This is a genomic window from Candidatus Acidiferrales bacterium, from assembly GCA_035934015.1.
In the GTDB taxonomy this organism is placed as follows: Bacteria; Acidobacteriota; Terriglobia; order Acidiferrales; family UBA7541; genus DAHUXN01.
Genome location: DASYYH010000020.1, coordinates 24,808 through 50,777, shown reverse-complemented (window position 1 = coordinate 50,777; position 25,970 = coordinate 24,808). Strand labels below are relative to the sequence as shown.

Annotated in this window: 29 protein-coding genes; 27 read left to right on the top strand and 2 right to left on the bottom strand. The window is 56.7% G+C overall.

Features of this window, described 5'->3' with window-relative positions; genetic code table 11:
- Positions 1 to 8 precede the first annotated feature (8 nt).
- The 27 genes from topA to VGR81_09705 all read left to right on the top strand — a co-directional run bounded on the left by topA (position 9) and on the right by VGR81_09705 (position 24,465).
- The gene (topA, locus tag VGR81_09835) at positions 9 to 2,630 is read left to right on the top strand and encodes a type I DNA topoisomerase (GenBank protein HEV2289239.1); all 2,622 of its coding nucleotides are present in this window, start codon (positions 9 to 11) and stop codon (positions 2,628 to 2,630) included.
- A 73-nt stretch (positions 2,631 to 2,703) separates the two neighbouring features.
- Entirely contained in the window at positions 2,704 to 3,678 is a 975-nt protein-coding gene (locus tag VGR81_09830) for a tyrosine-type recombinase/integrase (protein ID HEV2289238.1), read from the top strand.
- A 178-nt stretch (positions 3,679 to 3,856) separates the two neighbouring features.
- Positions 3,857 to 4,171 carry a 50S ribosomal protein L21 gene (gene rplU / locus VGR81_09825; GenBank protein HEV2289237.1) on the top strand — a complete coding sequence of 105 codons (315 nt, stop codon included), beginning with the start codon at positions 3,857 to 3,859 and terminating at the stop codon, positions 4,169 to 4,171.
- A gap of 11 nt (positions 4,172 to 4,182) precedes the next feature.
- The gene (rpmA, locus tag VGR81_09820) at positions 4,183 to 4,473 is read left to right on the top strand and encodes a 50S ribosomal protein L27 (GenBank protein HEV2289236.1); all 291 of its coding nucleotides are present in this window, start codon (positions 4,183 to 4,185) and stop codon (positions 4,471 to 4,473) included.
- Between the two features lie 118 nt (positions 4,474 to 4,591).
- Positions 4,592 to 5,725, top strand: a complete 1,134-nt coding sequence (gene obgE / locus VGR81_09815) for a GTPase ObgE (GenBank protein ID HEV2289235.1) — start codon at positions 4,592 to 4,594, stop codon at positions 5,723 to 5,725.
- Positions 5,722 to 6,405 carry a nicotinate-nucleotide adenylyltransferase gene (gene nadD, locus VGR81_09810; protein HEV2289234.1) on the top strand — a complete coding sequence of 228 codons (684 nt, stop codon included), beginning with the start codon at positions 5,722 to 5,724 and terminating at the stop codon, positions 6,403 to 6,405. The genes obgE and nadD overlap by 4 nt, the downstream gene beginning before the upstream one ends.
- Positions 6,402 to 6,785, top strand: coding sequence for a ribosome silencing factor (rsfS, locus tag VGR81_09805; protein ID HEV2289233.1), 384 nt, complete (start codon positions 6,402 to 6,404; stop codon positions 6,783 to 6,785). Before nadD ends, rsfS begins: the two co-directional genes overlap by 4 nt.
- A complete protein-coding gene (locus VGR81_09800) occupies positions 6,782 to 7,720 on the top strand; it encodes a sigma-54 dependent transcriptional regulator (protein ID HEV2289232.1) in 939 nt (312 codons plus the stop codon). The genes rsfS and VGR81_09800 overlap by 4 nt, the downstream gene beginning before the upstream one ends.
- A 37-nt stretch (positions 7,721 to 7,757) precedes the next feature.
- Positions 7,758 to 8,189, top strand: a complete 432-nt coding sequence (locus VGR81_09795) for a 23S rRNA (pseudouridine(1915)-N(3))-methyltransferase RlmH (GenBank protein ID HEV2289231.1) — start codon at positions 7,758 to 7,760, stop codon at positions 8,187 to 8,189.
- Between the two features lie 37 nt (positions 8,190 to 8,226).
- Positions 8,227 to 8,604, top strand: coding sequence for a hypothetical protein (locus VGR81_09790; GenBank protein ID HEV2289230.1), 378 nt, complete (start codon positions 8,227 to 8,229; stop codon positions 8,602 to 8,604).
- Between the two features lie 118 nt (positions 8,605 to 8,722).
- Positions 8,723 to 9,259, top strand: a complete 537-nt coding sequence (gene cobO, locus VGR81_09785; protein HEV2289229.1) for a cob(I)yrinic acid a,c-diamide adenosyltransferase — start codon at positions 8,723 to 8,725, stop codon at positions 9,257 to 9,259.
- Positions 9,260 to 9,278: 19 nt separating this feature from the next.
- Entirely contained in the window at positions 9,279 to 10,127 is an 849-nt protein-coding gene (accD, locus tag VGR81_09780; GenBank protein ID HEV2289228.1) for an acetyl-CoA carboxylase, carboxyltransferase subunit beta, read from the top strand.
- Positions 10,093 to 11,499, top strand: a complete 1,407-nt coding sequence (locus VGR81_09775; protein HEV2289227.1) for a folylpolyglutamate synthase/dihydrofolate synthase family protein — start codon at positions 10,093 to 10,095, stop codon at positions 11,497 to 11,499. The genes accD and VGR81_09775 overlap by 35 nt, the downstream gene beginning before the upstream one ends.
- 252 nt (positions 11,500 to 11,751) lie before the next feature.
- Positions 11,752 to 12,327 (top strand): DinB family protein, encoded by a 576-nt coding sequence (locus VGR81_09770; protein ID HEV2289226.1) that lies wholly within the window; start codon positions 11,752 to 11,754, stop codon positions 12,325 to 12,327.
- Between the two features lie 89 nt (positions 12,328 to 12,416).
- On the top strand, positions 12,417 to 13,169 hold the full coding sequence (locus VGR81_09765) for an alpha/beta hydrolase (GenBank protein ID HEV2289225.1): 753 nt from the start codon (positions 12,417 to 12,419) through the stop codon (positions 13,167 to 13,169).
- Positions 13,170 to 13,237: 68 nt separating this feature from the next.
- Positions 13,238 to 14,005 (top strand): gamma-glutamyl-gamma-aminobutyrate hydrolase family protein, encoded by a 768-nt coding sequence (locus VGR81_09760; GenBank protein ID HEV2289224.1) that lies wholly within the window; start codon positions 13,238 to 13,240, stop codon positions 14,003 to 14,005.
- A gap of 79 nt (positions 14,006 to 14,084) precedes the next feature.
- A complete protein-coding gene (locus VGR81_09755) occupies positions 14,085 to 14,849 on the top strand; it encodes an SDR family NAD(P)-dependent oxidoreductase (GenBank protein ID HEV2289223.1) in 765 nt (254 codons plus the stop codon).
- Positions 14,846 to 15,721: a hypothetical protein gene (locus VGR81_09750; GenBank protein HEV2289222.1), complete on the top strand. Its 876-nt coding sequence runs from the start codon at positions 14,846 to 14,848 to the stop codon at positions 15,719 to 15,721. The genes VGR81_09755 and VGR81_09750 overlap by 4 nt, the downstream gene beginning before the upstream one ends.
- A 111-nt stretch (positions 15,722 to 15,832) precedes the next feature.
- Positions 15,833 to 16,384: an ATP-dependent protease subunit HslV gene (gene hslV / locus VGR81_09745; protein HEV2289221.1), complete on the top strand. Its 552-nt coding sequence runs from the start codon at positions 15,833 to 15,835 to the stop codon at positions 16,382 to 16,384.
- Positions 16,385 to 16,406: 22 nt separating this feature from the next.
- Positions 16,407 to 17,852, top strand: a complete 1,446-nt coding sequence (gene hslU / locus VGR81_09740) for an ATP-dependent protease ATPase subunit HslU (GenBank protein HEV2289220.1) — start codon at positions 16,407 to 16,409, stop codon at positions 17,850 to 17,852.
- Positions 17,853 to 17,870: 18 nt separating this feature from the next.
- Positions 17,871 to 19,097 carry a hypothetical protein gene (locus tag VGR81_09735; protein HEV2289219.1) on the top strand — a complete coding sequence of 409 codons (1,227 nt, stop codon included), beginning with the start codon at positions 17,871 to 17,873 and terminating at the stop codon, positions 19,095 to 19,097.
- 52 nt (positions 19,098 to 19,149) lie between these two features.
- The gene (locus VGR81_09730; GenBank protein HEV2289218.1) at positions 19,150 to 19,944 is read left to right on the top strand and encodes a fumarylacetoacetate hydrolase family protein; all 795 of its coding nucleotides are present in this window, start codon (positions 19,150 to 19,152) and stop codon (positions 19,942 to 19,944) included.
- Between the two features lie 85 nt (positions 19,945 to 20,029).
- Positions 20,030 to 20,482, top strand: coding sequence for a hypothetical protein (locus tag VGR81_09725; GenBank protein HEV2289217.1), 453 nt, complete (start codon positions 20,030 to 20,032; stop codon positions 20,480 to 20,482).
- Positions 20,483 to 20,543: 61 nt separating this feature from the next.
- Positions 20,544 to 20,798: a hypothetical protein gene (locus tag VGR81_09720; protein ID HEV2289216.1), complete on the top strand. Its 255-nt coding sequence runs from the start codon at positions 20,544 to 20,546 to the stop codon at positions 20,796 to 20,798.
- Between the two features lie 63 nt (positions 20,799 to 20,861).
- Positions 20,862 to 22,424, top strand: coding sequence for an acyl-CoA carboxylase subunit beta (locus tag VGR81_09715; GenBank protein HEV2289215.1), 1,563 nt, complete (start codon positions 20,862 to 20,864; stop codon positions 22,422 to 22,424).
- A 2-nt stretch (positions 22,425 to 22,426) separates the two neighbouring features.
- Entirely contained in the window at positions 22,427 to 23,968 is a 1,542-nt protein-coding gene (locus VGR81_09710; GenBank protein ID HEV2289214.1) for an acetyl-CoA carboxylase biotin carboxylase subunit, read from the top strand.
- Between the two features lie 65 nt (positions 23,969 to 24,033).
- Positions 24,034 to 24,465 carry a biotin/lipoyl-containing protein gene (locus tag VGR81_09705; GenBank protein ID HEV2289213.1) on the top strand — a complete coding sequence of 144 codons (432 nt, stop codon included), beginning with the start codon at positions 24,034 to 24,036 and terminating at the stop codon, positions 24,463 to 24,465.
- 60 nt (positions 24,466 to 24,525) lie between these two features.
- Here the strand turns inward: VGR81_09705 and VGR81_09700 are convergent, their stop codons facing one another.
- Positions 24,526 to 25,575, bottom strand: coding sequence for a peptidylprolyl isomerase (locus VGR81_09700; GenBank protein ID HEV2289212.1), 1,050 nt, complete (start codon positions 25,573 to 25,575; stop codon positions 24,526 to 24,528).
- A 38-nt stretch (positions 25,576 to 25,613) separates the two neighbouring features.
- Positions 25,614 to 25,805 (bottom strand): 50S ribosomal protein L28, encoded by a 192-nt coding sequence (gene rpmB / locus VGR81_09695; GenBank protein ID HEV2289211.1) that lies wholly within the window; start codon positions 25,803 to 25,805, stop codon positions 25,614 to 25,616.
- Between the last annotated feature and the right edge of the window lie 165 nt (positions 25,806 to 25,970).

Here is a 25,970-nt window from a genome sequence, read left to right as displayed (position 1 = left end):
AAGGGATTATGGGACGTTCACTCGTGATCGTGGAATCGCCAACCAAGGCGAAGACGATCAACAAATATCTCGGGCGCAATTACGCCGTGCGTGCTTCGTACGGGCATGTGAAGGATCTGCCGAAAAAAGAGCTCGGGATAGACATCAAGAAAGATTTCGAGCCGACGTATACCGTGCTCCCGGGCAAGTCGAAAATTCTGAACGAACTCAAGAAAATCGGGAAGGAAGCGGATGCGATTTACGTGGCGACCGACCCGGACCGCGAGGGAGAAGCCATCGGGGCGCATCTGGTCGAATTCCTTACGGGCAGCGAAATCGCTGTGGAGCCCGAGGGCGAGGAAAGGTCAAACGGCACAGGCCAAAAGAAGAACAAGTCGAATGGGAACGTCACGACCAAGAAGGTGCCGAAGAGCAAGGTCGACAAACGCAAGGTTTTTCGCGTGATGTTCCATGAAATCACACCGAAAGCCATCAAAGCGGCGTTCGAACACGCGAGCACATTGAATACGAACCTCGTGGATGCGCAACAGGCACGGCGGGTGCTTGACCGGCTGGTCGGTTACAAGATCTCGCCCTTGTTGTGGGACAAAGTGCGACGGGGGCTTTCGGCCGGGCGCGTGCAGACGGTGGCGCTGCGACTGATTGTCGATCGCGAGCGCGAAATTCGCGCATTCAATCCAAAAGAGTACTGGACGATTCACGTTCTGCTGGCTGCCGGAGAACCGCCCGCGTTTGAGGCCAAGCTATGGCGCTATAAGGGCGAGGAGATCGAGATTCCCAGCGAAGCCAAGGCGCAGGAAATTGTCGGCGCCGTGGAGAAGGCCAATTGGGTGGTTTCCAGCGTTGTGCAGAAGGAAAAGCGCCGCTGGGCGCCGCCGCCGTTCACGACTTCAAAGCTGCAGCAGGCGGCGTACAACCGGCTGCGATTTTCCGCTAAGCGCACGATGACGCTGGCGCAACGCCTGTATGAAGGTGTCGAACTTGGGGAGGAAGGCTCCGTTGCGCTGATCACCTATATGCGCACGGATTCCGTGCACGTCTCGAACGAGGCGCTGGCGCAAGCGCGCGATTTCATCGGGACGAGCTACGGCCCGGGCTATTTGCCGGAGAAGCCGAACTTCTTTAAGTCGAAAAAACAAGCGCAAGAGGCGCACGAAGCCATTCGCCCGACGGATGTGTCGCGCTCACCGGAAGACGTGAAGCGCTGCCTCGATGAGGACATGTTCAAGCTGTATCAGTTGATCTGGCAGCGATTTGTCGCTTCGCAGATGGTCCCGGCGGTTTTCGATCAGACAACCATTGATATTGCCGCGGGCGATTATGTGTTCCGGGCCAGCGGATCAGTGCAGAAGTTCGATGGCTATTTGGCGGCCTATTCGGCGTCACGAGAAGATGAAGACAAAGGGGAAGCGGCGGATGCTGTGCCAGGCGCTGCGCCTGCAGCGGAAGATGATGCGGATGCCGAAGGCCGAAGTCTGCCGCGCGTGAGCGAAGGAGAGAAGCTGCGACTAGAAAAAATTCGTCCTGAACAACATTTCACCGAGCCGCCGCCGCGCTACACGGAAGCGACGCTGGTCAAGGAGCTGGAAGAAAAAGGGATTGGACGGCCCTCGACCTACGCGACGATTATTTCGACGATTGTCGAGCGCGAATACGTGACCAAAGATCAGGGCAGATTCACGCCCACGCTGCTCGGCGAGAAGGTCAGCACGCTGCTGGTGAAAAGTTTCGAGGACATCTTCGACGTGGGCTTCACGGCGCGCCTGGAAGACGAACTCGACGAAATCGAAGAGGGCAAATTGCCCTGGCGAAAATCAGTAAAGGGTTTCTGGAAGCATTTCGAAGACGACCTGGAAAAGGCCGAAGGCGAGATGGAGTCCTACAAGGCCGGAATACCGACGGATGAAGTTTGCCCGAAATGCGGGAAAGGCAAATTGCTCGAACGCATCAGCCGCCATGGATTCTTCCTTGGGTGCGAGCGCTATCCTGAGTGCGATTACATTCGCGATATTTCGGACACGGGGACGGAAGAGGTCGAGGGCGAAAATACCGTCGAGTATTGCCACAATTGCGGGCGCGAGATGGTAATCAAGCGCGGACGGTTCGGGCAATTCCTGGCATGCTCGGGCTATCCCGATTGTAAGACCACGAGGCGATTGGCCGCGGGTACGAAAAAAGCGCGACAGCCAGACGAGCCGCTGGACGAGAAGTGTCCGAAGTGCGGCGAGCAGCTCTTAAAACGCCACGGAAGGTTTGGAGAATTCATCGGTTGCTCGAAGTATCCAAAGTGCAAGTACACGCGGCCCATCACGCTGGGCATCAAGTGTCCCAAGTGCGGTGAAGGAGAATTTGTCCGGCGCGGCGCGGCGAAAGGTCGCGGCCGAGGCCGCATTTTCTACGGCTGCAGCCGCTATCCGGATTGCGACTTTACAACGCCCCATGAGCCGATTCCAGGGCCATGCCCAAAGTGCGGCGCACCATTCACCGTGATGAAGCGGACGAAACAGGGCACATACCGAGCGTGCTTGAACGAGGGATGCGACTACGAAGTTGCGGTGCAAGAAGAAGCGGCAAACGCATCTCCATCGCCGGCTTTGGAGCCGGCCATGGAAGTTCCTGCCAAGACGTGAGCCTCGGCGAGGCTGTTCGACGCGCGCTTTCGCAGTGCACCTCGCCGCAGCGCGTATAATCATCAAGACCCTCATGGCGACTCTAAAGACGATGATCGGCAAGTATTTGCACTATCTGGAATACGTGCGGAATGCTTCGCCCAAAACAATTGAAAATTACAAGATCGATCTTGAGCAGTTCCTGGCCTACGTTACGCCGCCCGGCGAGCGGCCGATGGCCCTCACGCAAATTGACCATCTCGTGATCCGGGAATTTCTGGGCCAACTCTACGACCGGAATTTGCAAAAAACTTCCGTCGCACGGAAGCTTTCCGCTCTGCGATCGATGTTGCAGTATTGCGTTCGCGAAGGGACGCTGAAGCAAAACCCCGCCCGGCTGGTGGCCAGACCGAAACTGCCAAAGCGCGTGCCCAGCGTATTGACCGCGGAAGAGATCAATCGAATGCTGGACGAAATGACCACGGCGTCGGCCACAGAAGTTTCGGCCACCAGAGTGAAGCCAAAAACCGCGCGGCAGATGCGGAATGCGGAAATGATCCTTGCGCGCGACCGGGCGATTTTGGAACTTCTTTATTCCTCAGGATTGCGCGTGAGCGAGCTCACCGGCCTGGATATGACCAGCATCAATCGCGAAGAGGAAATGCTGCACGTGTTTGGCAAACGACGCAAGGAGCGTATGGTTCCGTATGGAGGGAAGGCGGGCAAGGCGCTAGAAAATTACTGGCCTGCTCGCGAGGAGATCCTGGCGCGCGCGGGCGATCGAGAGAATTTCAAAGCCGTTTTTTTAAACCTCAATGGCGGCCGATTGACGAAGCGGACGATTTTGAACGTCGTGAAGCGATACGCCCGATTGCTGCTGCAGAATAGCGAATTACATCCGCATTCTTTGCGGCATGCATTTGCCACGCATCTCCTGGCCGATGGCGCGGATTTGCGCTCCATTCAAGAGCTGCTCGGGCATACATCGCTTTCGACGACACAGCGCTATACTCATGCCACCATCGATCAGCTCATGGCGGTTTACGACAAATCGCACCCTCACGCCTGAATTCTTCGCCGCCAAGACGAGTTTGCAGCATGTCTAACTGATTTACGATGTGGCGTCTCATGTGCGTCTTCGACGCATTTGCGGGCTGCGAAAATAGGCCGGGGATGCCGTGTATTCGTTGACGAATAAGCCGGGAAACTCGTATAATCAAGAATTCGCGTTTGCTTCAGGAGGCTGTATGTACGCGGTGATTCGCAGCGGGGGCAAGCAGTACCGGGTCGCGCCGGGAGAGACCGTACGTGTCGAGAAGCTGGCCGGGAAAGTCGGCGGCAAAGTGACATTTCACGAAGTGCTGGCCGTGCAAGGAGACGATAAGAAGCTGCTTGCGGGAGTCAAGGCCGGAAAGGCCACGGTGACGGGCAAAATCGTGGAACAAGGCCGCGGGACGAAACGCCTGGTCATGAAATACAAGACGGGCGGCCAATACAAGATTACGCGCGGACACCGGCAGAGCTACACGGCCGTGGAAGTCGGCGACATCAAGATCGAATAGAGGTTTTCGGCATGGCACACAAGAAGGGCGGCGGTTCATCGGTAAACGGACGTGACTCGCACGGGCAGCGGCTGGGCGTGAAGCGCTTCGGCGGACAGCTCGTGAACGGCGGAAGCATTCTGATACGCCAGCGCGGAACGCGCTATAAGCCCGGCAAAAACGTCAGCCGCGCGAAGGATGACACGCTTTTTGCGTTGATTACGGGCATTGTGCGATTTGAAGACAAGGGTCAGAAGGGCCGCTTTATCAGCGTTTTGCCTGTGGAAGAAACGAAAGCGTCGCCTAAGACGACCTCTGCGTAGACGGCCTTCCTGAATCCCGGGTATTGCTTCCGTGGATGTGGTGGCTTCCCGTTCTGTTCCTTTGTATTTCCGGTAAGTGCTGGCGTATCCTTTCCCTGAGAACAAAAGAGGCACAGCAGTGTTTGTCGACGAAGCGAAGATCTTTGTGAGGGGTGGCAACGGCGGAAACGGCTGCGTCGCGTTTCGACGGGAAAAGTATGTGCCCCGCGGCGGGCCATCGGGCGGCGATGGCGGCAACGGCGGCGACATCTATATTGAGTCCACAGAGAATGACAACACGCTGCTGCGGTATCGCTACAATCGGGAATTCAAAGCGGATCGGGGGCGCCATGGCGAAGGCTCGAACTGCCATGGCAAATCGGGCGGAGATTTGATTTTGCAGGTGCCTGTTGGCACGGTCGTGTTTAACGAAGAAACCGGCGAGCAACTCCACGATTTTGTGGCGCCTGATGAGAGATATCTGGCGGCGCGCGGCGGCCGCGGCGGAAGAGGCAATGGAAATCCGCACTTTGTGCGGCCGTGGCATCAGGCGCCGCGAGAACACGAGGATGGCCAGCCAGGACAGGAGCGTCATCTGCGTTTGGAGCTGCGGCTTCTGGCGGACGTGGGACTGGTCGGATTTCCGAATGCCGGGAAATCGACATTTATCTCGCGCATTTCCGCGGCCCGGCCGAAGATTGCGGATTACCCGTTCACGACGCTTGAGCCGCACCTCGGCGTCGTCTCGGCCGATCCGGATGCCGCGCCGGGAACCGGCCGGACATTTGTCGTGGCGGACCTGCCAGGTTTGATCGAAGGCGCTCACGAAGGCGTCGGACTTGGGATTCGATTCCTGAAGCATATCGAGCGCACGCGCCTGATTGCGCATCTTGTCGACACGAGCGACGCGAATGACCGCGATCCGGTGCGCGACTTCGAGATTATCCAAAACGAACTGCGCGCCTTCAGCGAAGCGCTGCTTTTGAAGCCCGAGTTTGTTGTGGCAACCAAGCTTGATGCGACGACCAATCGCGAACGACTGGATCGCCTGCGGAACTTTGCGGAGCAGAAAAAGCTGCCATTTTTTGCGATATCTTCTGCGACCGGCGCAGGCGTCCAGCCGCTGGTGCGCGCCATGGCCGATGCATTGGATCGTCTACCGAGACCGCAGCGCTCCACTGGAGAGATCTCCGCAAAAGCGGAAGGACAGCTCGCACGAGGCATTCCCGAAGGAGTTGAGAGCGAAACGCTGCCCCATCCGGAGGAGCGTTGAGGTCGCGGCGAGGAATTCGTAAGCGCGGATCGCGCGCGATCGCAATCTTCGGCGGCACGTTTGATCCCATTCACAATGGCCATGTGGCGGTCGCGAAGGCAGCCGCGAAGCGTTTTCGTCTGGACGAGATTTATTTCCTGCCATCTTCACGGCCTCCTCATAAAAAGCCGCAGGAATTGGCTGGATTCGCTCATCGCTACGCAATGGTGTGCCTTGCGTGCGCCGGAAATTCGCGATTTGTGCCTTCGCTGGCCGAAGCGCCTCCAGAGACCGGAAAAGCGAATGTGTTTTATTCCATAGACACGGTCCGCTGTTTTCACCGGGAGCACACGCATGAGCAGATCTACTTCATCGTGGGTGCGGACTCGTTTCTCGAAATTTCGGCTTGGAAAAGTTATGAAGAGTTCCTCGACTCCTGCGATTTCATCATCGCAAGCCGGCCGGGATTCAAATTGGACAAGCTGCGAGAGGTGATTCCTCCGAAAATGCTGAGCGCCGCGAAGCCAGCTGATCGTGACGCGATTTCGCTGCGCAAATCGACTGCGTATTTGCTCACGGCTGTGTCCAGCTATGTCTCATCAACGGACATCCGCAGGCGGCGCAAGCGCGGCCAATCGATTCATGCCCTTGTGCCCGCGCCCGTGGAAGATTACATTCTTAAGCAGGCCCTCTACCGGTGAATCTGAACTCGTTACCTAATGCCATTGTTTGGGCCGTCGAAGCGGCCGAGGACAAAAAGGCGGTGGCGGTTACCGTTTTGAACCTCGCCGGCCTGGGTGCATTTGCGGAGTATTTCCTGATTTGCTCGGCGGAGAGCATCCGGCAGATCGAGGCCATCGGAGATGCCGTGGAGGAAAAGCTGCGAGCCCAAGGGATGCGTTTGCCACATCGCGAAGGCCGCGCAGGTACGGAATGGCTGCTGCTCGATTACGGCAATTTCGTGATCCACATCTTCAGCGAGAAAGCGAGATTGTTCTACGACATCGAACGGCTTTGGCGCGCCGCGAAGCGTGTTGATTTCGACGCCAGCCGGTCGGCGGTGCCGGGAACCGGGTCATGAGCGAGGCGCGCCTGGAATGGACCGGCTCTGATCCTGCGACTCAGCGATTGTTAGAAATCGCCGCGAAAGTTGCTGATACCTCGACGACCATTCTCATCACGGGCGAGAGTGGCACCGGCAAGGATCATTTGGCGCGATGGATTCACGAAGCTGGCGAGCGTCGTGATGCACCATTCCTCAAAATTGACTGCGCGAGCCTTCCCGCGGGGCTCGTGGAATCCGAGCTTTTTGGCCATGAGCGAGGTGCTTTCACAGGCGCGGTCGCCCGCAAGCCAGGCCGGTTCGAACTCGCGCAAAAGGGCACAATCGTTCTCGATGAAATAGCTGCGCTCGCGCCCGGCGTGCAATCGAAGTTGTTGCGCGTGCTCGAAGAACGGAAATTTGAGCGCCTCGGCGGCACGGATACTCTCGAGATGGACGCCCGGCTTATCGCACTGACGAACGCGGATCTCGAACGTGCCGTGCGGAGTGGTTGTTTCCGCGAGGACTTGTATTTCCGGCTGAACGTTCTCGTCCTGCCAATTCCGCCGTTGCGCGAACGGGGAACCGACATTCGCTTGCTGGCAGAACATTTCCTTGCGCGCTTTGGCCCTGTGCACGGGCATGCCGGCGCGAAGATTGATGCGGCCGCGATGCGCGCGTTGGAAGTTTACTCTTGGCCTGGGAATGTGCGCGAGTTGAAGAATGCCGTCGAGCACGCGCTGATTTTCGCCAAGAGCGACACGCTGTGCCGGGAAGATTTTCCGGCGATTCTGCAGGCAGCAAGCAGCGCAATGGACAGCGGTGGACAACTCGCCTCACTGGAAGAGCTAGAGAAGGAAGCGATCCGCGCGACGCTCGACGCCACGCACTACAAAATCGCGCGAGCCGCGGAAATCCTTGGAATCAGCCGCAAGACGCTGCTCGAAAAACGCAAGAAATACGGCCTCGTCTGAGAGATCGAGCGAAACATCTGATTTGCTCGGCACGAAAATGAAAATACGCTTCGTCCTGCTCGGCCGGACTCGCCGCCCGGAGATTCGCGCGCTGATGGATGACTACGTCGCGCGAATTCGCCATTACGCGGAAATGGAAATCACAGAAATTCGCGCGCCGAACCAGACGTCCTTGCACAAGCTGAAAATCGATCCCAGCGCGACGACCGTCTTGCTCGACGCGGCGGGCAAGCAATTCACTTCCACAGAGTTCGCGCACTGGCTGGGAAGTCTGCGCGACCGGGGCGTGCGCGAAATTGTTTTTTTCTGCGGCGATGCCGAGGGCTTTCCAAAAGAGATACGCTCCGGAGCGAAAAACCGAATTTCGCTTTCGACGCTGACCATGCCGCATGAGTTCGCGCGAGTGGTGCTCGCCGAGCAAATCTACCGCGCGTTTGCGATTCTGGCTGGCCATCCTTATCCGAAATAAGCTGATTCGGCAAAAGCAATTTGCGAGAATAGCGCATATGTCCATTCGCATAATCCACGACGCGCACGCGCCGACCGCATCAGTGGAATTGATGATCACGCGGCCATTAGAGGACTATGACCTCATCGAGATCGAAGCGCCGACGCCGCGCGATGTCGATCCCATGCTGGCTTCGCAGGGATTCAAGGACTTGATTGACGAAGCGCGCGCGATTCTGGAGCGGGAGTTCGCCGACCATGGCCTTAAGATCGAACAACTCACTGGCGCGATTTGTCACGACAATGGCGCTCATCGGCCGGGAATCTGGATCGTGGTGCGCGAGACTGGCAGCGAACAAAATGAGATGTCTTCTGAGGCTCGTGCGCGTGTGGCCGGTGCCGCGGAATCTGTGCGAACGAATTTAGGGACTTCCTGAAGAAGACGCGCGTGTCGTCTCATTCGCCTTTTGCGGATGACTGTCTGCAAATTGTGCCTCGAATGCTTGACGTTTTCTGTGCCAGCGGCCAGACTGGTGAAATATCCTGCGAGGTGAAATGCCGGAAGGGAAAGGCCTGCTGATCGTTTATACCGGGCCGGGCAAGGGCAAGACGACCTGCGCTCTCGGGACGGCGTTCCGCGCGGTGGGCCAGGGGCTACGCGTGCTCATGGTGCAGTTTATCAAGGGCTCATGGCATTATGGCGAGCTCGACGCTGCAAAAATGCTGGGCGACGACAAATTCGAGATACGTCCCATGGGCCGCGGGTTCATCAAGATCGGCGGAGCGGAAACGGATCCGGAAGATCAGAAGTTATGCGAAGAATGCTGGAATTACGGCCGCGAGCAGATTTACAGCGGCAAATATGATCTGGTGATTCTGGACGAAATCAACTATGTAATCAGTTATAAGATTCTCGATCCGGAAAAAGTCGTCGGGGCGCTGGCAAAGCGGCCTGGCCATGTTCACGTTATCTGCACCGGACGGAATGCCCATCCGAAATTGGTGGAACTGGCAGACTTGGTGACGGAAATGCGCGAAGTGAAGCATCCGTACACCAAAGGAATTCTTGCACAGCGCGGAATCGACTACTGAACGGGAAAGTTTTCCGACTATGGCCTGGTTCAAAAAGGAAAACAAGCCGACCGAAACGCCGCCCAGTGAAGAGCGGCGCGTGAAGACGGAAGGTCTGTGGGTAAAGTGCGAGAACTGCCGCGCCATTATCTGGAAAAAAGACCTCGAAGCGAATTGGGAAGTTTGCCCCAAATGCGAGAATCATTTCCGGCTCGACGCCAAACGACGTCTTGAGCTTCTGCTGGACGATGGCAAATGGACCGAATACGACGCAGACCTGGCGTCGACCGATCCGCTGAAATTCGTCGACACGAAACCTTACTCGAAGCGGTTGCGGGAAGCGCAGGACAAGCTGGGCATCAACGATGCCGTGATCAGCGTTGAAGGCCGCATGAATGGGCGCCCGGTGAACTGTTGCTCGATGGAATTTGCCTTTGCCGGTGGCTCGATGGGAGCGGTGGTCGGAGAAAAGGTCACGCGCGCGGCGGAGCGTTCCGCCGAACGCAAGATGCCGCTCATTATCGTTTCCTGCTCGGGCGGCGCGCGCATGCAGGAGGGCATGGTGAGCCTAATGCAGCTCGCCAAAGTCTCCGCCGCTCTCGCGCGGCTGGATGAATCACGCGTCCCGTACATCTCCATCCTCACCGATCCCACAACCGGTGGCGTAACAGCAAGTTTTGCCATGCTCGGGGATTTGAATATCGCCGAACCTGGCGCATTGATTGGCTTCGCAGGACCGCGCGTCATTGAACAAACCATCCGGCAAAAGCTGCCCGAAGGCTTCCAGCGCGCCGAATTTCTGCTGTCTCATGGTTTCCTCGATGCGATAGTGCACCGCAAGGATCTGAAACGCTATGTCTCGCGCTCCCTCGATTTCTTCGTCGGGTAATGTGAACTACGAAAGAGCGGTCCGAATGCTCCTCGCCCTCGGCAAGGAGCTCGCAGCGCCGCGGCAAGCGCATGTCCAGAAATTCGACCTCGAAAATATTCGTGTTCTCTCGAAGCATCTTGGCGCTCCGCATCGCGCCGTGCCCTCAGCGCACATCGCCGGGACAAATGGCAAGGGCTCCACGGCGGCAATGCTGGAATCGATTTTGCGGGCAGCGGGCCTTTCAACAGGGTTGTTTATTTCGCCCCATCTGGAACGCATCAACGAGCGGATTCAATTCAATGGCGAATCAATTTCCGACGAAGAATTTGCAGGAGTATTTTCCACAGTGCAATCGGCCATCGAGACTCTGCTAGCGTCCGGCCAGCTTGCCGCCCATCCCACTTTCTTCGAGTGCATGACCGCTATGGCTTTCGCAGCGTTCGCGCGGCGGCCGGTGGATTTTGCGGTGTACGAAGTCGGTATGGGCGGGCGGTTGGATTCGACGAACATTCTGGAGCCGCAAGTCGCCGTAATCACGCAAGTGGACATGGACCATGAAAATTTCCTGGGCCATTCCATTGCCGAAATCGCTGCGGAGAAGGCCGGGATTATCAAGCCCGGAGGCTGGGTGGTCAGTTCAGCGGAGCGGCCGGAAGCTCGCGCCGTGATTGCACGCCGCGCGGCAGAGCTCGATGCGCGTCTCGTAGAAATCGATTCGGCGTGGAGGATCGAATCGGCAAATGATTTGGACGGATTTTATCGCGTGACGGCAACGCCGGCGAATTCGAATAAGCAGCTCAGCTTGAAAATTCCCCTGCGAGGAAAATTCCAGATACGCAATGCGCTAGCCGCAGCGACAGCGGCGCAACTCTTGGCTGCGCGGGGATTTTCCATCAGCGACGAAGCAATCACGCGGGGCATTGAGAACGCTCGCTGGCCCGGCCGGCTGGAGCGTCTTTGCGAAGAGCCTTTCATCTATTTTGACGGCGCACACAATCCGGCCGCCGCGCGCGAACTTGCTGCTTTCTGGCAGGAACACCTCACCGGGAAACGCGTTTGGCTCGTTTACGGAGCAATGCGCGACAAAGCCGTCGACGAAATAGCAGGCTTGCTGTTCCCCCTGGCTTATGAGGTCATCTTCACGGAACCTTCCCAGGGCCGATCGATTTCCGCTCCACTGCTAGCGGAAATGACGTCACACCTCGCGCGTCGCTGCCGAATCGTACCTGACCCCACGGAGGCGTTTGATGAGGCGATTTCTTCTGCGGCATCCGATGACGCAATATTTGTGACGGGTTCTCTTTATTTGGTTGGCGCCCTGCGCGAACATGCGAAGCGCCGTTCGAAACTGAACGCATCGACCATTTCTACATCGCTCGACTTAAAATAAACTGTTTCCGCATTCGAGCTGTCGCAAATCGAAATGCAAATTCTACTCATCGTCCCTCGCGAAATTATATCAATTGACACTCTTCTTCCCAATATCGGACACGCAATCCCAATGATGGACATCCATAGAACCATGAAAATCCAGATTCAAATTAGAGGTTAGTAATTATTGTGGACCTATAACGATTTTGGCGAATTTGTAGGCAACAAAAATGCATTTTTTGCGTCTAATGAGCTTGTGAGGGAATTCAGTATGCAGCCACAGGAGCGGCAACAAAGTTTGGAAACTTTCGGTCGTGGACCGATATTTCTTTCTGAGGCACTTTCACGCTGTCCCAAGAAGATGTGGCTGTATCGGCCCTCGGCCGATCGCTGGAGTATCCACGAGATTATTCTGCATTTGGCAGACAGCGAGGCTGAATCTTACATTCGTTGCCGTCAATTCATCGCCGAACCAGGCTTAGACGCGGCAGCGTACGACCCTGCTGCTTGGGCCAACATGCTGGGCTATTTCCACCAGAGCACACGGGAAGCCCTGGGATTGATTGTTCGCCTCAGGCGCATGACCTATCAAGTCCTTCGTTATCTTCCGGACGGCGTCTGGGAACACACAGCGAATCATTCGAAAAAAGGCACGCTGACGCTTGACGAATGGCTGAAAATGCAGGCGCGCCACATCCCGCATCACGTCGAGCAGATTCGCCAGAACCATTCTCTCTGGCTGAAGACACATCAACCCCGCAAACCGGCGACGCACCCGGCCGCTCCTCTCGAAATGAAGGAAAACGTGCTTGCGCCCTTCGCGCAGGTCATGGAGTTCGCTGACTGAGATTGTTCACCTACTTAGGGATTTCTCGTGCCGAATAGCAATCTCTTCGCGCGGGCAGACGGTCAGGTTTAAAATCTCCCGAAGGCAATATGGCAGATTCGCAGAGCTGCGATGTTGCGGGTCCGCAAGGCGCTCACCCCATCCTATTTCTTCATGGAATGCGCGTCACGCGGCGCATGTGGCAGCCGCAAATGGAGCGGCTGGCCGATGAATACCGCGTTGTCGCTATGGATCTGCCCGGACATGGCGCGTTGAAAGCCGTCCCTTTCCAAATGGATGGCGCCGTGCGAGAAATTGCGCGAGTGATTGATCAAGAAGATAGAGGTCGCGCGCTAGTCGTCGGACTGTCACTCGGTGGTTACGTTGCCATGGAATTCGCCGCGACACACCCAGAAAAAGTGACCGGACTCGTTGTGGCAAGCGCAACTGTCGAGCCTCGCGGCTGGCATGCCGTGCCGTATCAAATCGCCGCTTTGCTGATGGCCAAGCTGCCGGCCTCGTGGCTCGACTGGATCAGCAGGACATTTTTCCTGCTCTTTTACGGCACGCAGCGTGCTGAACCTCTGATTGCACCGGGCTTTTTCATGCGCGGGGCGTCCCAGGGCCTGCGCCAGATATTCGGGAAAGAATTCTGTTTCAGACTTGCCTTGTTTCCCGGACCAGTTTTGTTGCTAAACGGAAAGCGGGATCTTGGTTTCCGGTTGAATGAGCGAAAATTTCTGGCCGCTGCGCAGCACGGCAAGCTCGAAGTGATCCCAAAGGCTTTCCATCTGTCGAATATTGATCAGCCCGAAGCTTTTTGCGATGCCATCCGGCGTTTCGCGACGTCTATCGCATGGTAGTTTTGCAGACATCTCCACAGCTTCGTTGAGTTGCCGCCGGTAAATGCCAATGGTAGGATAAAATGGTTATGCCAGCCCAATCGATTGCCGAAAGGCAGCTTGCCCCGCGCGTGGGTGTCCCGTATCGTACACACGATGAAGAAGTTAGAGGAAGTCGTGGAAAATACGACACTTACCTCAAGTCCATCGAGCGGGCGGGCGGATCGCCAGTCGAAATCTCTCTCAGCTTACCCACACAAGAGCTTCAGGAGCTGGCACGCACTCTGGATGCTGTCCTTCTTCCCGGAAGCCCGGCGGACGTTGACCCGTCGCTCTATCACGAGCTGCGCGACCGCGAATCCGCCGCAGCCGACCCGAATCGCGAACGCACGGACATTGCGCTGCTCGAACATGCCTTTGGTGAAGGCAAACCGATTTTGGCGATTTGTTACGGCGTGCAGATTCTAAACGTCTATCTTGGTGGAAGTTTGATCCAGGATATTTCGGGCGAACTGCATAGCCCGATCGAACACGCCTGGAAGGGACGAGATAAGGGCAAGCCTGAGCCATTTCATTTGGCCCGGCTGGAGGAAGATTCACGATTTGCAGAGCTCGCGGGCGCATCCGCAGTGCGCCTGAACAGTTCGCATCATCAGTCAGTTCGTGACTTGGGCAAGAATCTTCGCATTGTCGGGCGTGCGCCGGATGGCGTGGTTGAAGCCGTGGAATGGGTTGGCGACGGGAATTGGGTCATGGGCGTTCAATGGCATCCGGAGCGAATGGCGGATGATACGCTGGCGCACGCTCTCTTTCAGGAGTTGATTGCCGCAGCGCGCGAAGTGGCTGTTCGCGATTAGTTGAGGCATCAAAGGCCAGAGATACATTTTTTTTGCAATAACGAAAAGTTGAATCAAAGGAATTCATCCGGGGAGAATCATGATTTCTCTGGCGGGAAAAGCAGCGCTGATTACTGGCGGCTCGCGAGGCATCGGCGCCGCAACGGTGCGCAGATTCGCCCAGGCTGGTGCAGATGTAGTCTTCAATTATCACAAGAATAAGGAAGCCGCCGAACAATTACAGCAGGAGGCGCGCAAGCACGGCACGCGCATCGAATCATTCAAGGCCGATCTGGGAAAAGTGGCCGAGGGGAAAAAACTGGCGGAATTTGCGCGCGATCGGCTGGGCCGCTTGGACATCCTCGTTGCCAATGCGGGCATCTGGAATGCAGAGGATATATCGATTGCCAGGATGTCGGAGCGCGAATGGGACGAAATGATGCGCGTCAATTTGAAAAGCATTTATGCTGCGATTCGCTATGTTGTCCCACATATGATCGCGCAGAAAAGCGGGCGCATCATCGCCATCAGCTCCACGGCGGGCCAGCGCGGTGAGTCCTTCCACTCTCACTATGCCGCGTCGAAAGGCGGAATCATCAGCCTCGTAAAGAGTCTTGCCACAGAGCTCGGGCGTCATAACATTCTTGTAAACTGCGTGGCTCCTGGATGGGTGGACACAGAAATGTCGGAGTCCGTATTGCACACGAAAAAAGGCTGGAAATTCGCGACTAGCGTGATTCCGCTGGGCCGTCCCGCAACAGCGGAAGAGATTGCCGGGCCGATTTTGTTTCTCGCTTCCGATCTCGCCACGTTCATGACTGGAGAAATCTTGAATGTCAATGGAGGCGCCGTCCTGTGCGGTTGATGCGCCGCCCAATTTCGCTGCTGGCCATCTCCACGGCGATCGTTTGCGCGGCCTGCGTTCCTGCCCGCGCGCAAGATGATGCACAAATCCTGATGCCCGAGCAGAGCGCGGCGAAAGCCAGACAATTGCTTCAGCAGACGATACAAGCTCTGGGAGGCAACGCATACCAGGATGTGAAAGATTCAAGTTGCACGGGCTATCTCGGACAGTTCGGCCATTCCGGAGCGCTGCAATCGTATGATCAATTCTGGGATTTCGTGAAGTTTCCCGATAAGGATCGCACGGAGTTCTCCAAGAAACGCAATATCATTCAAATATTCAATGGTAATCAGGGCTGGGTCCTCGATCGCGGAGGCGTCAGTGACGCCGATGCCAGCCAGATCAAGGACAACGAGAGTCAGTTGCAGACGGATCTGGATTACATCCTGCGGTATCGCATGAAAGAACCCAACATGATTTTCCGCTACGACGGGCCTGACGTCGTAGACCTGAAAGAAGCGGACTGGGTTGAAATCGACGATCCTCAGGGGCACCAAATCCGCATCGCCATCGGCCGCTTGGATCATTTGCCGATTCGCAAAGAGGTTGATTCGCGCGATCCCATCACGCACATGCGCCTCGAAGAGGTCGATTACTATTCGAATTTTCATTTTGTCGATGGCGTCATGATGTACTTCGACCAAACCCATATGCGCAATGGGCTAAAGATGTTCACGGTTTCCTACATTCCGGACGGCTGCAAATTTAATACCGGCCTTCAGGATTCTCTGTTCACCAAGGCATCGCTGGACGAGCGCTGGGCAAAGGTCGGCAAGAAGAGCAAGAAGGACAAAGCCAAAGAAGCCAAGGCGAAAGACGCCTCCGGACCGTAGAAACACCGTCTACTCAATCAATTTCCTCGTTCAAATTTGCTGCGATTTGATTCTCACTTCCACCGCCTTTAGGTTTTTCGTTTCCGAGCGGATGCCGGGTATAATCGCAAGATGCCAAGGAAGCATAGCAAACCGCAGATACGCAGCACGACGGTGCTGTGCGTGCGAAAAGACAGTCACGTCGTGATGGCCGGCGACGGACAGGTGACGCTTGGAGAGGGCGTCGTGAAGCACAACGCCAAAAAGATTCGCCGCCTCTTCAGCGACAAGATTCTAGCGGGATTTGCGGGAAGCACCGCGGACGCGCTTTCCCTTTTCACGCGCTTTGAGAACAAACTGCAGGAGTTTCATGGCAATCTCGCGCGTGCCGCGGTGGAGTTGTCCAAGGAATGGCGCACGGACCGTTCGCTGCGGCATTTGGAGGCGCTGCTCATCGTTGCGGATGCGAAGTCCACGTTTCTTTTGAGCGGCAATGGCGATGTCATCGAACCCGATGATGGCATCTGCGCCATCGGCTCCGGCGGGCCTTATGCTCTCTCAGCGGCTCGCGCTCTGGCGAAGCACACGAAAATGAGCGCCAAAGACATCGCTCAGGAAGCCATGCGTATCGCGAGCGAAATCTGCATTTTTACGAACGCAAATTTCACCGTCGAAGAGTTGTGAGCGAACAGGCAGGCCAGAGGCCGTGAGTGAAAAGGGCAAGGACGAAAAGAATATGGTGATTTATCTCAATGGTGAGTCGCCTGCGGCGGAGCCAGAACCGATGCCGTCATTTGACGAGCTGACGCCGCGAGAAATCGTCGCCGAGCTCGACAAGTACATCGTGGGCCAGACTCCGGCGAAACGCGCCGTGGCGGTCGCGTTGCGAAACCGCGTGCGCCGGCAGAAACTACAGCCCGAAATGGCCGAAGATATTCTCCCCAAGAATATCCTCATGATCGGGCCGACCGGCGTGGGAAAGACAGAAATCGCGCGGCGGCTCGCGCGTCTCGCCGGATGCCCGTTCGTGAAGGTCGAAGCCTCGAAATACACTGAAGTTGGCTACGTGGGCCGCGACGTGGAATCCATGGTGCGCGACCTTGTGGAGGTAGCCATCGACATGGTCCGCGAGGAAAAACTGGACGAAGTAGCCGAACGCGCCGAACAAGCGGCAGAAGAACGCTTGCTCGATTTGCTGCTGCCCTCTTCCCCGCCTCCTCCAACAATCGAGGGCTCCACGCCAGCCGTGGAAGCCCAGCACAAAGAGGCTGCGCAGCGCACGCGCGAAAAGCTGCGCGCCCAGTTGCGCGAAGGAAAGCTGGACCAGCGCATGGTCGAGGTGGAAGTTCGCGAGCGCATGACGCCGGCGTTCGAGATCGTTTCAAGCCAGGGCGTGGAAGAAATGGACATCAACGTCAAGGACATGCTCTCCGGCATCTTTGGCCAGCAGAAAAAGAAACGCAAAATGACTGTTGCCGAAGCCTACGATTACTTGATCCAGGAAGAAGAAAATAAGCTGCTCGACATGGATCAGGTGACGCGCATCGCCGTCGACCGTACCGAGCAAATGGGCATCCTTTTCATTGACGAGGTCGACAAAGTCGCCGGACGCGAATCCGGCCACGGACCGGATGTGTCGCGCGAAGGCGTGCAGCGCGACATCCTGCCGATCGTCGAAGGCACCACGGTCAATACGCGCTACGGCATGGTGCGCACAGACCACATCTTGTTCATTGCTGCGGGCGCATTCCATACCACGAAACCCTCCGACCTGATTCCTGAACTGCAAGGGCGCTTTCCGATTCGTGTCGAGTTGAGTTCGCTCACGGAAGCGGATTTCGTCCGCATCTTGACCGAGCCGAAGAACGCGCTGATTAAGCAGTACATCGCCTTGCTCGATACCGAAGGATTGAAAATGACTTTCAGTGACGATGGCGTGGCGGCAATCGCGCGATTTGCCGCTCTCGTCAACGAGCAGACGGAAAACATCGGCGCACGGCGCCTGCACACGATTCTTGAGAAAGTTCTTGAAGAGATTTCGTTTGAAGCTCCGGACATGAAGAAGCGCAGCCTGAAAATCGATGCGGCTTATGTGCAAAAGCAGCTCACCGACATTGTCAAGGATCAGGACCTCAGCCGTTATATTCTCTGAAGCGTGCGAATTTCGCTGATGGAGATTCGATCCTCGGAAGAAAATCCGGATACGCTTGCCCGCAAAGCGTCGCTTTTCTCAGATCATCGAGTATCTGTTGCGTTTTTTTCGCTCTGCGTTTGCCTCGCAGGCTGCGCTGCCCCGGGAGCGCCGGTTGCGCGGCGCCCTGCCGCGCCAAAGGCGATCACGGACCTTGCCGTGCGCCAGTCGGGAGACGCCGTTGTTCTGGAATTCACTCTGCCCGCGGAAACGGTTCAGGGGAACCCGCTCAGAAAGACGCCGGAAATCCAAGTTTTTCGGGGCTTTTTACCGGGCGGCGCTTCTTCGCCGTCTTCAGAGAATGTGTTTGCCTCATCTTCTTTGCGGCCCGCAGTCAAAATTCCTCCTGAAATGTCCGCGCAATATCGCGCGGGGAATCAATTTCAGTTTCGCGATGCATTAGCGCCCGCCGACATTGCCGCGCACACCGGAGGAAATGTTTTCTACATGGTTCGCACACGGATTTCCGGCCACGCCTCGGCTGATTCAAACGTCGCGAGTGTCCGCATTTTTCCGGCGCCTCAGCCAATTCAGGACTTGCGCGCGGAAGTTACACGATCGGCAATCAAACTCTCCTGGACTGCGGTGCCAATTCCCTCGGCAGGTTCGCTGCCCGCCGGCTCGGTCCTTTATCGAATATTTCGCTCAAGCAACGTTGCGAATCCACCGACGAACGCTTCGCCATCTAGTTCGAATACACAAGGCATAGCGGCGTCGCTTCCGTTCGGCCAGATCGCCGAAACAAATTCCCCCTTCTATAACGACACAGGTTTCAAATTTGGCGAGACGTACGCGTATTACGTGGTCAGCGTGGCGAAATTTGAAGATATGTCGGTCGAATCCGAGGAATCGGCGACAATCGAAATAACTCCGCGGGATACCTTTGCTCCCGAGGTGCCTAACGACCTCGTTGCCGCGGTGGTTTCGAATGCCGGAACCAACGCGTTGGAAGTTGACCTCTCGTGGGCTATTTCGGGGGAAAGCGGTATTGCAGGCTACAATATCTATCGCAGCCAGACCGAAGCGGGGGCCGGAACACGCCTCAATAGCAGCCTGTTGCTTACCCCTGTGTTTCGCGATATCTCAGCACTGCCGGAACAGCAATACTTTTATCAGGTCACAGCCGTGGATAGCTCCGGAAACGAAAGCGCGCCAAGCGCTCCGGTGGCTGTAACGATTCCGGTACCAAACGATAAGGAGGAATGATGGGCCAATTCTTTGCGCGATTCTGCTGCGCAATCGATTTCCATCCCGCCCGATGAAACTTTGCCGCTTCCAAATTTCAGATTACGAGAGTAGTGCACCGGAGCATGCCGGTGCTCGCGCGCATTACGGAATGATTGAAGGCGATCAGGTTGTTGAGATTCTCGGACCATTTGAGCCGCGTCAAAAAACTGGAAAAAACTGGCAACTAGCGAGCGTAAAACTCCTGGCGCCTTCCGAACCCTCGAAAATCGTCTGCGTTGGAAGGAATTACGCGGAACATGCCGCGGAACTCGGCAGCGATGTCCCCAGGGAGCCGCTTATTTTCCTGAAGCCTCCTTCCGCGATACTCGCGCCGGAAGACCCTATTGTGCTCACGCCGCTTTCCGAACGTGTGGATTATGAAGGCGAACTCGCCATCATTATCGGAAAGCGCTGCGCCCGCTTGAAACCGTCCGACGACGTTCGCCCCTACATCCTCGGCTATACCTGCTTGAATGATGTCACCGCCCGCGACCTGCAAAAAAAGGATGTACAGTTCACGCGCGCCAAGGGCTTTGACACCTTCTGCCCCTTTGGCCCAGTGTTGGAAACGGACCTCGATTTAACCACGGCGATGGTCGAAACCTTTGTTAACAAAAAGAAACGGCAAGCCGCGCGCATCGCGGAAATGATTTTTCCCGTAGATGTTATAATTCGATGGATTTCGCAAGTCATGACGCTTCTGCCCGGCGACGTAATTGCCACAGGGACTCCATCAGGTGTCGGGCCACTCGTTGCAGGCGATGTCGTCGAAGTCAGCGTGGGCGGTATTGGCACGTTGCGGAACAGAGTTGTTGCGGCTGATTGATCGCCGAATGTGGGTGCGCGAATTGAACTTGCGAAAGACGTGCGCGGGCCGCTGAAGGAAAAGCCGCCCGGCGCAAAGGCATTCGTTGAAACACCTGATTGCAGACTGGCATGAAATCGCCTACGCCGTCGTTGCCGTGTTGTTCATTGCAGCGGCGGCCGTTGCTCTGAAATTCGGCCGTGGGAAGGATTTTGCGGAAATCGAGCGCGAGCGGCGCTCGTATGTCAATCGCGTGGGGCGCATCGTCGACGGCCAGGTCCTGGAAATTGTGGAAAAAGCTTCGGAATCCGAGGCCGCTTCGAGCGCGGCCTTAATGGGCAAGCGCCACAGGAAAGGAAATGCTGGTAATCATAGACTCCTCCTTTATACCTATTCGATTTCCGGAGTCACCTACGAGGCGGCGCAGGACATCACTGGACTCGAAGAGCGCGCATGCCTCGAACGCGTCGTCGCCGGCCAGCCCGTGGGCGTGAAGTACGACCCCGCGAATCCCGGCAATTCGATCTTACTCGCGGACGATTGGTCTGGATTGAGTTAATTGCCTTCAGCGCGATTCGATCCTGAAACGCTTGCGACCAATCAATCGATGATCAATGACAATGATCAATAATTTGCCTCCACTCACCTCAAGGCAAGTCGGCAAGCAAATACTCTCGGTCGCGCTCGGCCTCGCGATTCTTCTTAGTGCGGTTGCACTCTTGCTTGAGGCCACGGTGCGTGTCATCGCGATGAGTTCTCCTGTCATTCGAGTCCTTGCTGGAACGGCGGATGTAGTGTTCGGAACCGGCTTGCTCATGCTCGCAATCTACCTCACCGTGCGCACGTTTGTTTTTCTCGCAGCTGCGCAGAAATAATTTTCTCGTTCTCACCTTGCCGCGCCCGCCCGGCTGTGGCACGCTAACCCTCCGGCTATGAACATGAGAAAACATCATCACGACCCGCTTGAGGAATTGCGGCGGCGCAGCGCCGAGGCGGAAGCTGGCGGAGGCGCGGCTCGCCGCGAGCGCGAACACAAAGAAGGCAAGCTCAGCGCGCGCGAGCGAATCGAACTGCTCCTGGATGAAGGCTCGTTCGAGGAGCTCGACAAGTTCGTCAAGCATCGTGGCACGGATTTCGGCATGGCCGACCAGCGCCCCTCGGGCGACGGATTTGTTTCCGGCTTTGGCCGCATCGATGGCCGCCTGATTTACGTTTTTGCGCAGGATTTCACCGTGTTTGGCGGGTCTCTCTCCGAAGCCAACGCCGGAAAAATCTCGAAGATCATGAAGCTGGCCATGAACAATGGCGCGCCCGTCATCGGCTTGAATGATTCGGGAGGCGCGCGCATCCAGGAAGGAGTGATGTCTCTGGCCGGCTATGCGGATATTTTTCTGCTCAATACGCTCGCGAGCGGTGTCGTTCCGCAGATTAGCGCCATCATGGGCCCTTGCGCCGGCGGCGCGGTCTATTCGCCGGCCATCACCGATTTCGTTTTCATGACCGAAAAGACCTCGTACATGTTCGTCACCGGACCCGACGTCATCAAGACCGTCACGCATGAGGAAGTCACCAAGCACGAGCTCGGCGGCGCGATGACGCATAATGCCAAAAGCGGCGTCGCGCATTTTGTCGCGCACGACGACAAAGAATGCCTGGCGATGATTCGCGAGCTTCTCAGTTTCCTACCGTCGAACAACCTCGACGACGCTCCGCGCCGCACCACCAACGACCCTGCCAACCGCGCCGACACCGCGCTCGATTCCATCGTGCCCGAGGATCCGATGCAGCCCTACGACATAAAGGGCGTGATTCATGCCATCGTCGACGACAACTATTTTTTCGAAGTGCACGAGCATTTCGCGAAAAATATCGTGGTCGGATTTGCTCGCCTGGATGGCCAGCCAGTGGGAATCGTCGCCAATCAGCCTGCGTTTCTGGCCGGCGTGCTGGATATCAACGCATCCGTCAAAGGCGCTCGTTTCGTTCGTTTTTGCGACGCATTTAATATCCCGCTGGTCACCTTCGAGGACGTGCCCGGTTTTTTGCCCGGCACGCAGCAGGAATTCGGCGGCATTATCAAGCACGGTGCGAAGTTGCTTTTCGCCTTTGCGGAAGCCACGGTGCCGAAAATCACGGTGATTACGCGCAAGGCTTATGGCGGCGCCTATTGTGTCATGTCGTCGAAGCACATTCGCACGGACATCAATTTCGCCTGGCCCACGGCGGAAATCGCCGTGATGGGTCCCGAGGGCGCGGTCAACATCGTTTATCGACGCGAAATCGAACAGGCGCCGGAGTCTGATCGCACGCGCCTGCGGGAGGAAAAGGTCGCTGAGTTCCGCGAACGGTTTGCGAATCCCTACGTCGCAGCCGAGCGCGGCTATATCGACGCCGTCATCAAACCTTCCGAGACGCGCACGAAGCTTATCGCCGCGCTCCGCTCGCTCGAAAATAAGCGAGACACAACTCCACGGAAGAAGCACGGCAATATTCCTCTTTGACCATGTTCAAAAAAATTCTCATCGCCAATCGTGGTGAAATCGCCGTGCGCATTCTGCGCGCGTGCCGCGAAATGGGAATTCCCGCCGTGGTCGTTTACAGCGACGCCGACCGCGCCTCGCTTCACGTTCGGTTGGCGGACGAGGCCTATCGCATCGGCACAGCTCCCTCGCGCGAGAGCTATCTGGTCATCGATAAAATCATAGGCGTCGCGCACTCCTCCGGATGCGACGCGCTGCACCCGGGCTACGGGTTCCTCGCCGAAAATCCGCGCCTCCCGCGCGCTTGCGCCGATGCGGGCATCGCCTTCATCGGACCCACGGCCGCCGCCATGGAGCGTCTCGGCTCGAAAACAGCTGCGCGGCAGCTCGCGCGCGAAACCGGTGTACCCACCGTTCCGGGAACGCTCCATCCCATTGAGCAACTTGACGCGGCTCTCGAAAAAGCGCGAGAAATCGGGTTTCCCATCGTGCTCAAGGCCGTGGCGGGCGGTGGAGGCAAGGGCATGCGCCTCGTCGAACGGGAACAGGAACTGGGATCTGCCTGGCGCGATGCGGCTTCAGAAGCGACAAACGCCTTCGGCGATGGCCGGCTGTACCTGGAGAAGTTCCTCTTCCATCCGCGTCACATCGAAATCCAAATCCTCGGCGACGATCATGGCCACGTCATTTATCTTGGCGAACGCGAATGTTCCGTCCAGCGGCGCTATCAGAAGGTCATCGAGGAGGCGCCTTCGCCGATCATGACTCCCGATTTGCGCCGCGTCATGGGCGAAGCGGCTGTCGGCTTGGCGCGCGCGGGTGGCTATACGAACGCAGGAACTATGGAATTTCTGGTCGACGCGCAGCGCAATTTTTATTTCCTCGAAATGAACACGCGGCTGCAAGTCGAGCATCCCGTCACGGAATTGGTCGCGTCAGTTGATCTTGTGAAGCTGCAAATCGAAATCGCCGCCGGAAAACCGCTGCTTTTCAAACAAGAAGACGTCCAGTTGCGCGGTCATGCCATCGAGTGCCGGATTTACGCGGAAGACCCGGGCAACAACTTTTTCCCGTCGCCGGGAAAGATTCTCGGCCTTCGCGTTCCCTCCGGCCCGGGCATTCGCATGGACAATGGCGCTTATTCCGGCTGGGTCGTGCCGACGGATTACGACCCCATGCTCGGCAAATTGATTGCCTCGGGCAAAGATCGCGCGGAAGCCATTGCGCGGCTGCAGGGTGCGCTCGGCGAATATTACGCACGCGGAATCAAGACGAATATCGGCCTTTTTCGACGGATTCTTTCCGAGCCTGAATTCCTCCGCGGGGAAATCTACACGAAATGGCTCGACGAATTGCTCGCTAGGCCGGCGGCAGGACAGCCAGAGTTTGGCAAGCACAGAGCCGGCGCGGCGCTCGCGGAAGACGCCGCCGCTTTAGTTGCTGCTTTTTGGTATGCAAATCACGACGCTATTCCAAACAAACCTGCGAATGGTTCGCCGGAAACTCCCTCGCGATGGAAAATCCAGGGTCGGCAAGATCAATTAGCCGGCATTCCCGAGCGCTGATGAAACTTAATGTAAAAATAGGCCGCCGCGATCGGACCGTGGAAATCGCCCGTAACGGTGAAAAAGTGCTAAATTTTCTCGATGGTCGCGAGGTCGCAGCGGATTTGGTTGAGGTGCAGCCGGGAGTCTATTCCGTTCTTATCGGAGGGCAGGCATTCGAAGCGAGCGTCACGGCCGATTCAACAAGCTCTCGCGTCATGATTGGCGAACACGAATTTCCCTTTGAAGTTGTCGATCCCCGGCGATGGAATCGCGGCCGCCGCGGAGTGGCCGGAGCGGAAGGGAAGCAGTCCATAATCGCGCCTATGCCGGGAAAGATTGTGCGCCTCTTGGTCAAGAATGAAGATTCGGTGGAAATCGGGCAAGGCCTGATCGTTGTCGAAGCGATGAAGATGCAAAATGAAATCAAATCGCCGAAAGCCGGAAAAATCGAACGCCTCGACGTGAAAGAAGGTCAGGCAGTGAATGCCGGAGAAATTCTCGCTGTAATCGCCTGAAACCGAGCAAATAAATCTGCAGGAAAAAACTCACGCTTCAAATTGAAACCGTTCGTTTCGCTAGTTGCCCGCGTCGTCGCTCGGAAGCTTGCCCGCCGATTCGAGAACTTCCTTGGCGAGATAATTGACCACATGCGCCTGGTCGCGCGCCGAGCTCACATAGGCTTCACGGAGCAATTGTTCTCGCCTGTTTTGCAGCGTCGTGCGGATCGATTGCTGCACCTGCGGATCGGAAAGCAAACGCTGCCCCGCCGGCTCGCGCGCAATCAGTTTGATGATGTGATAGCCGTCCTTGAGCTCGATCGGCTTGCTCACTTGTCCGGGCTGCAAAGCCAGCACAGCGGTCTTGAGGGCAGGATCGGTCTGATTGAGCGACGATTGCGGAATAAAGCCCAAATCGCCGCCGTTTGAGGAGTTGGTATCTTCGGAGTAGTCCATCGCTTCCTGGGCGAAATCCGCCCCGGCACCGAGCTGCTGTTCGATCATCGTCACTTTACGCTTCGCCTGCTCGGGAGTTGTGGCGTTGTCGTTTTTACGATTGTGAATTCCCGGGTCGGGGTGTGGAGTGACGACGATCTGCGCGACGTGGTACTGCGGCTCAGCCACGTTAAATTGCGCTTGGTTTTTCGCGTAAAAATCGGCCACGTCCGCGTCAGAGACGGTAATCTTCGCCACCACTTCCCGGTTCATCAGCTTTTGAATCGAAAGCTCGCGCCGAATTTCGTTCTTCAGGTCGTCCACTGTCAGGCTGCTTTCCTTGAGCTTACTTTGAAATTCATCCTCGGTGAAGGGTGCCTTTGACTGATTGAACTTGTCCTGGACTTCACTGTCCGTCGCGATCAAATTCAGCGTTTTCGCGCGTTGATACAAAAGCTCGTTGTCAATCAACTGATCGAGAATGCTCAGCTTGAGCGACAGCGCCTCGTCGTGCGACGGCACGGCGCCCTGCGCCTGCACTCTGCTGCGGTAGTATTTGTCGACCTCCGCGCGGTTGATCTCCGCTCCGTTCACCGTAGCCCACACGTTCTGGTTCGGAGCCTGCTGGCTCCTGCACGAAATCGTCAGAGCGCACGCCAGGAAGGCGGCGAAAAGAGCTGTTCGTTTCAACACGGAGGAACTCCTTCGATTGGCGAAATGGGAGGACAGGTTCAGGCAGCTTTCTTGACGCGCCCGGCTCGGATACACGCTGTGCACACGCGAATGTGTTTGCGCGCACCGCCGACGAGCGCCTTCACGCGGCGCAGATTCGGATTCCATCGGCGCCTCCGCAGGTTGTTCGCATGGCTCACAACATTTCCGTAGCTCGGCTTCTTGCCGCAAATTTCACATGCCAGTGACATGAATGCTCCAATTCAAAGGCTTTGCATTTAATGAAACTATAATCCTATCAGAGATTTGCCGCGCCGCAAAGTCACACGCTCGGCATAGCCTTCTCACATGAACAAAAACGGCTCCAGCAGGAACCGGAGCCGTTTTGAAATTCAGGTTGAAATTGCTTCGAACGA

What these genes read in the sequence shown, in the direction of transcription:
- topA (HEV2289239.1), top strand. Translation starts at nt 9, where the DNA reads ATGGGACGTTCACTCGTGATCGTGGAATCGCCAACCAAGGCGAAGACG.
- VGR81_09830 (HEV2289238.1), top strand. Translation starts at nt 2,704, where the DNA reads ATGGCGACTCTAAAGACGATGATCGGCAAGTATTTGCACTATCTGGAA.
- rplU (HEV2289237.1), top strand. Translation starts at nt 3,857, where the DNA reads ATGTACGCGGTGATTCGCAGCGGGGGCAAGCAGTACCGGGTCGCGCCG.
- rpmA (HEV2289236.1), top strand. Translation starts at nt 4,183, where the DNA reads ATGGCACACAAGAAGGGCGGCGGTTCATCGGTAAACGGACGTGACTCG.
- VGR81_09800 (HEV2289232.1), top strand. Translation starts at nt 6,782, where the DNA reads ATGAGCGAGGCGCGCCTGGAATGGACCGGCTCTGATCCTGCGACTCAG.
- VGR81_09795 (HEV2289231.1), top strand. Translation starts at nt 7,758, where the DNA reads ATGAAAATACGCTTCGTCCTGCTCGGCCGGACTCGCCGCCCGGAGATT.
- VGR81_09790 (HEV2289230.1), top strand. Translation starts at nt 8,227, where the DNA reads ATGTCCATTCGCATAATCCACGACGCGCACGCGCCGACCGCATCAGTG.
- cobO (HEV2289229.1), top strand. Translation starts at nt 8,723, where the DNA reads ATGCCGGAAGGGAAAGGCCTGCTGATCGTTTATACCGGGCCGGGCAAG.
- accD (HEV2289228.1), top strand. Translation starts at nt 9,279, where the DNA reads ATGGCCTGGTTCAAAAAGGAAAACAAGCCGACCGAAACGCCGCCCAGT.
- VGR81_09775 (HEV2289227.1), top strand. Translation starts at nt 10,093, where the DNA reads ATGTCTCGCGCTCCCTCGATTTCTTCGTCGGGTAATGTGAACTACGAA.
- VGR81_09770 (HEV2289226.1), top strand. Translation starts at nt 11,752, where the DNA reads ATGCAGCCACAGGAGCGGCAACAAAGTTTGGAAACTTTCGGTCGTGGA.
- VGR81_09765 (HEV2289225.1), top strand. Translation starts at nt 12,417, where the DNA reads ATGGCAGATTCGCAGAGCTGCGATGTTGCGGGTCCGCAAGGCGCTCAC.
- VGR81_09760 (HEV2289224.1), top strand. Translation starts at nt 13,238, where the DNA reads ATGCCAGCCCAATCGATTGCCGAAAGGCAGCTTGCCCCGCGCGTGGGT.
- VGR81_09755 (HEV2289223.1), top strand. Translation starts at nt 14,085, where the DNA reads ATGATTTCTCTGGCGGGAAAAGCAGCGCTGATTACTGGCGGCTCGCGA.
- hslV (HEV2289221.1), top strand. Translation starts at nt 15,833, where the DNA reads ATGCCAAGGAAGCATAGCAAACCGCAGATACGCAGCACGACGGTGCTG.
- VGR81_09735 (HEV2289219.1), top strand. Translation starts at nt 17,871, where the DNA reads ATGGAGATTCGATCCTCGGAAGAAAATCCGGATACGCTTGCCCGCAAA.
- VGR81_09730 (HEV2289218.1), top strand. Translation starts at nt 19,150, where the DNA reads ATGAAACTTTGCCGCTTCCAAATTTCAGATTACGAGAGTAGTGCACCG.
- VGR81_09720 (HEV2289216.1), top strand. Translation starts at nt 20,544, where the DNA reads ATGATCAATAATTTGCCTCCACTCACCTCAAGGCAAGTCGGCAAGCAA.
- VGR81_09715 (HEV2289215.1), top strand. Translation starts at nt 20,862, where the DNA reads ATGAGAAAACATCATCACGACCCGCTTGAGGAATTGCGGCGGCGCAGC.
- VGR81_09710 (HEV2289214.1), top strand. Translation starts at nt 22,427, where the DNA reads ATGTTCAAAAAAATTCTCATCGCCAATCGTGGTGAAATCGCCGTGCGC.
- rpmB (HEV2289211.1), bottom strand. Translation starts at nt 25,805, where the DNA reads ATGTCACTGGCATGTGAAATTTGCGGCAAGAAGCCGAGCTACGGAAAT.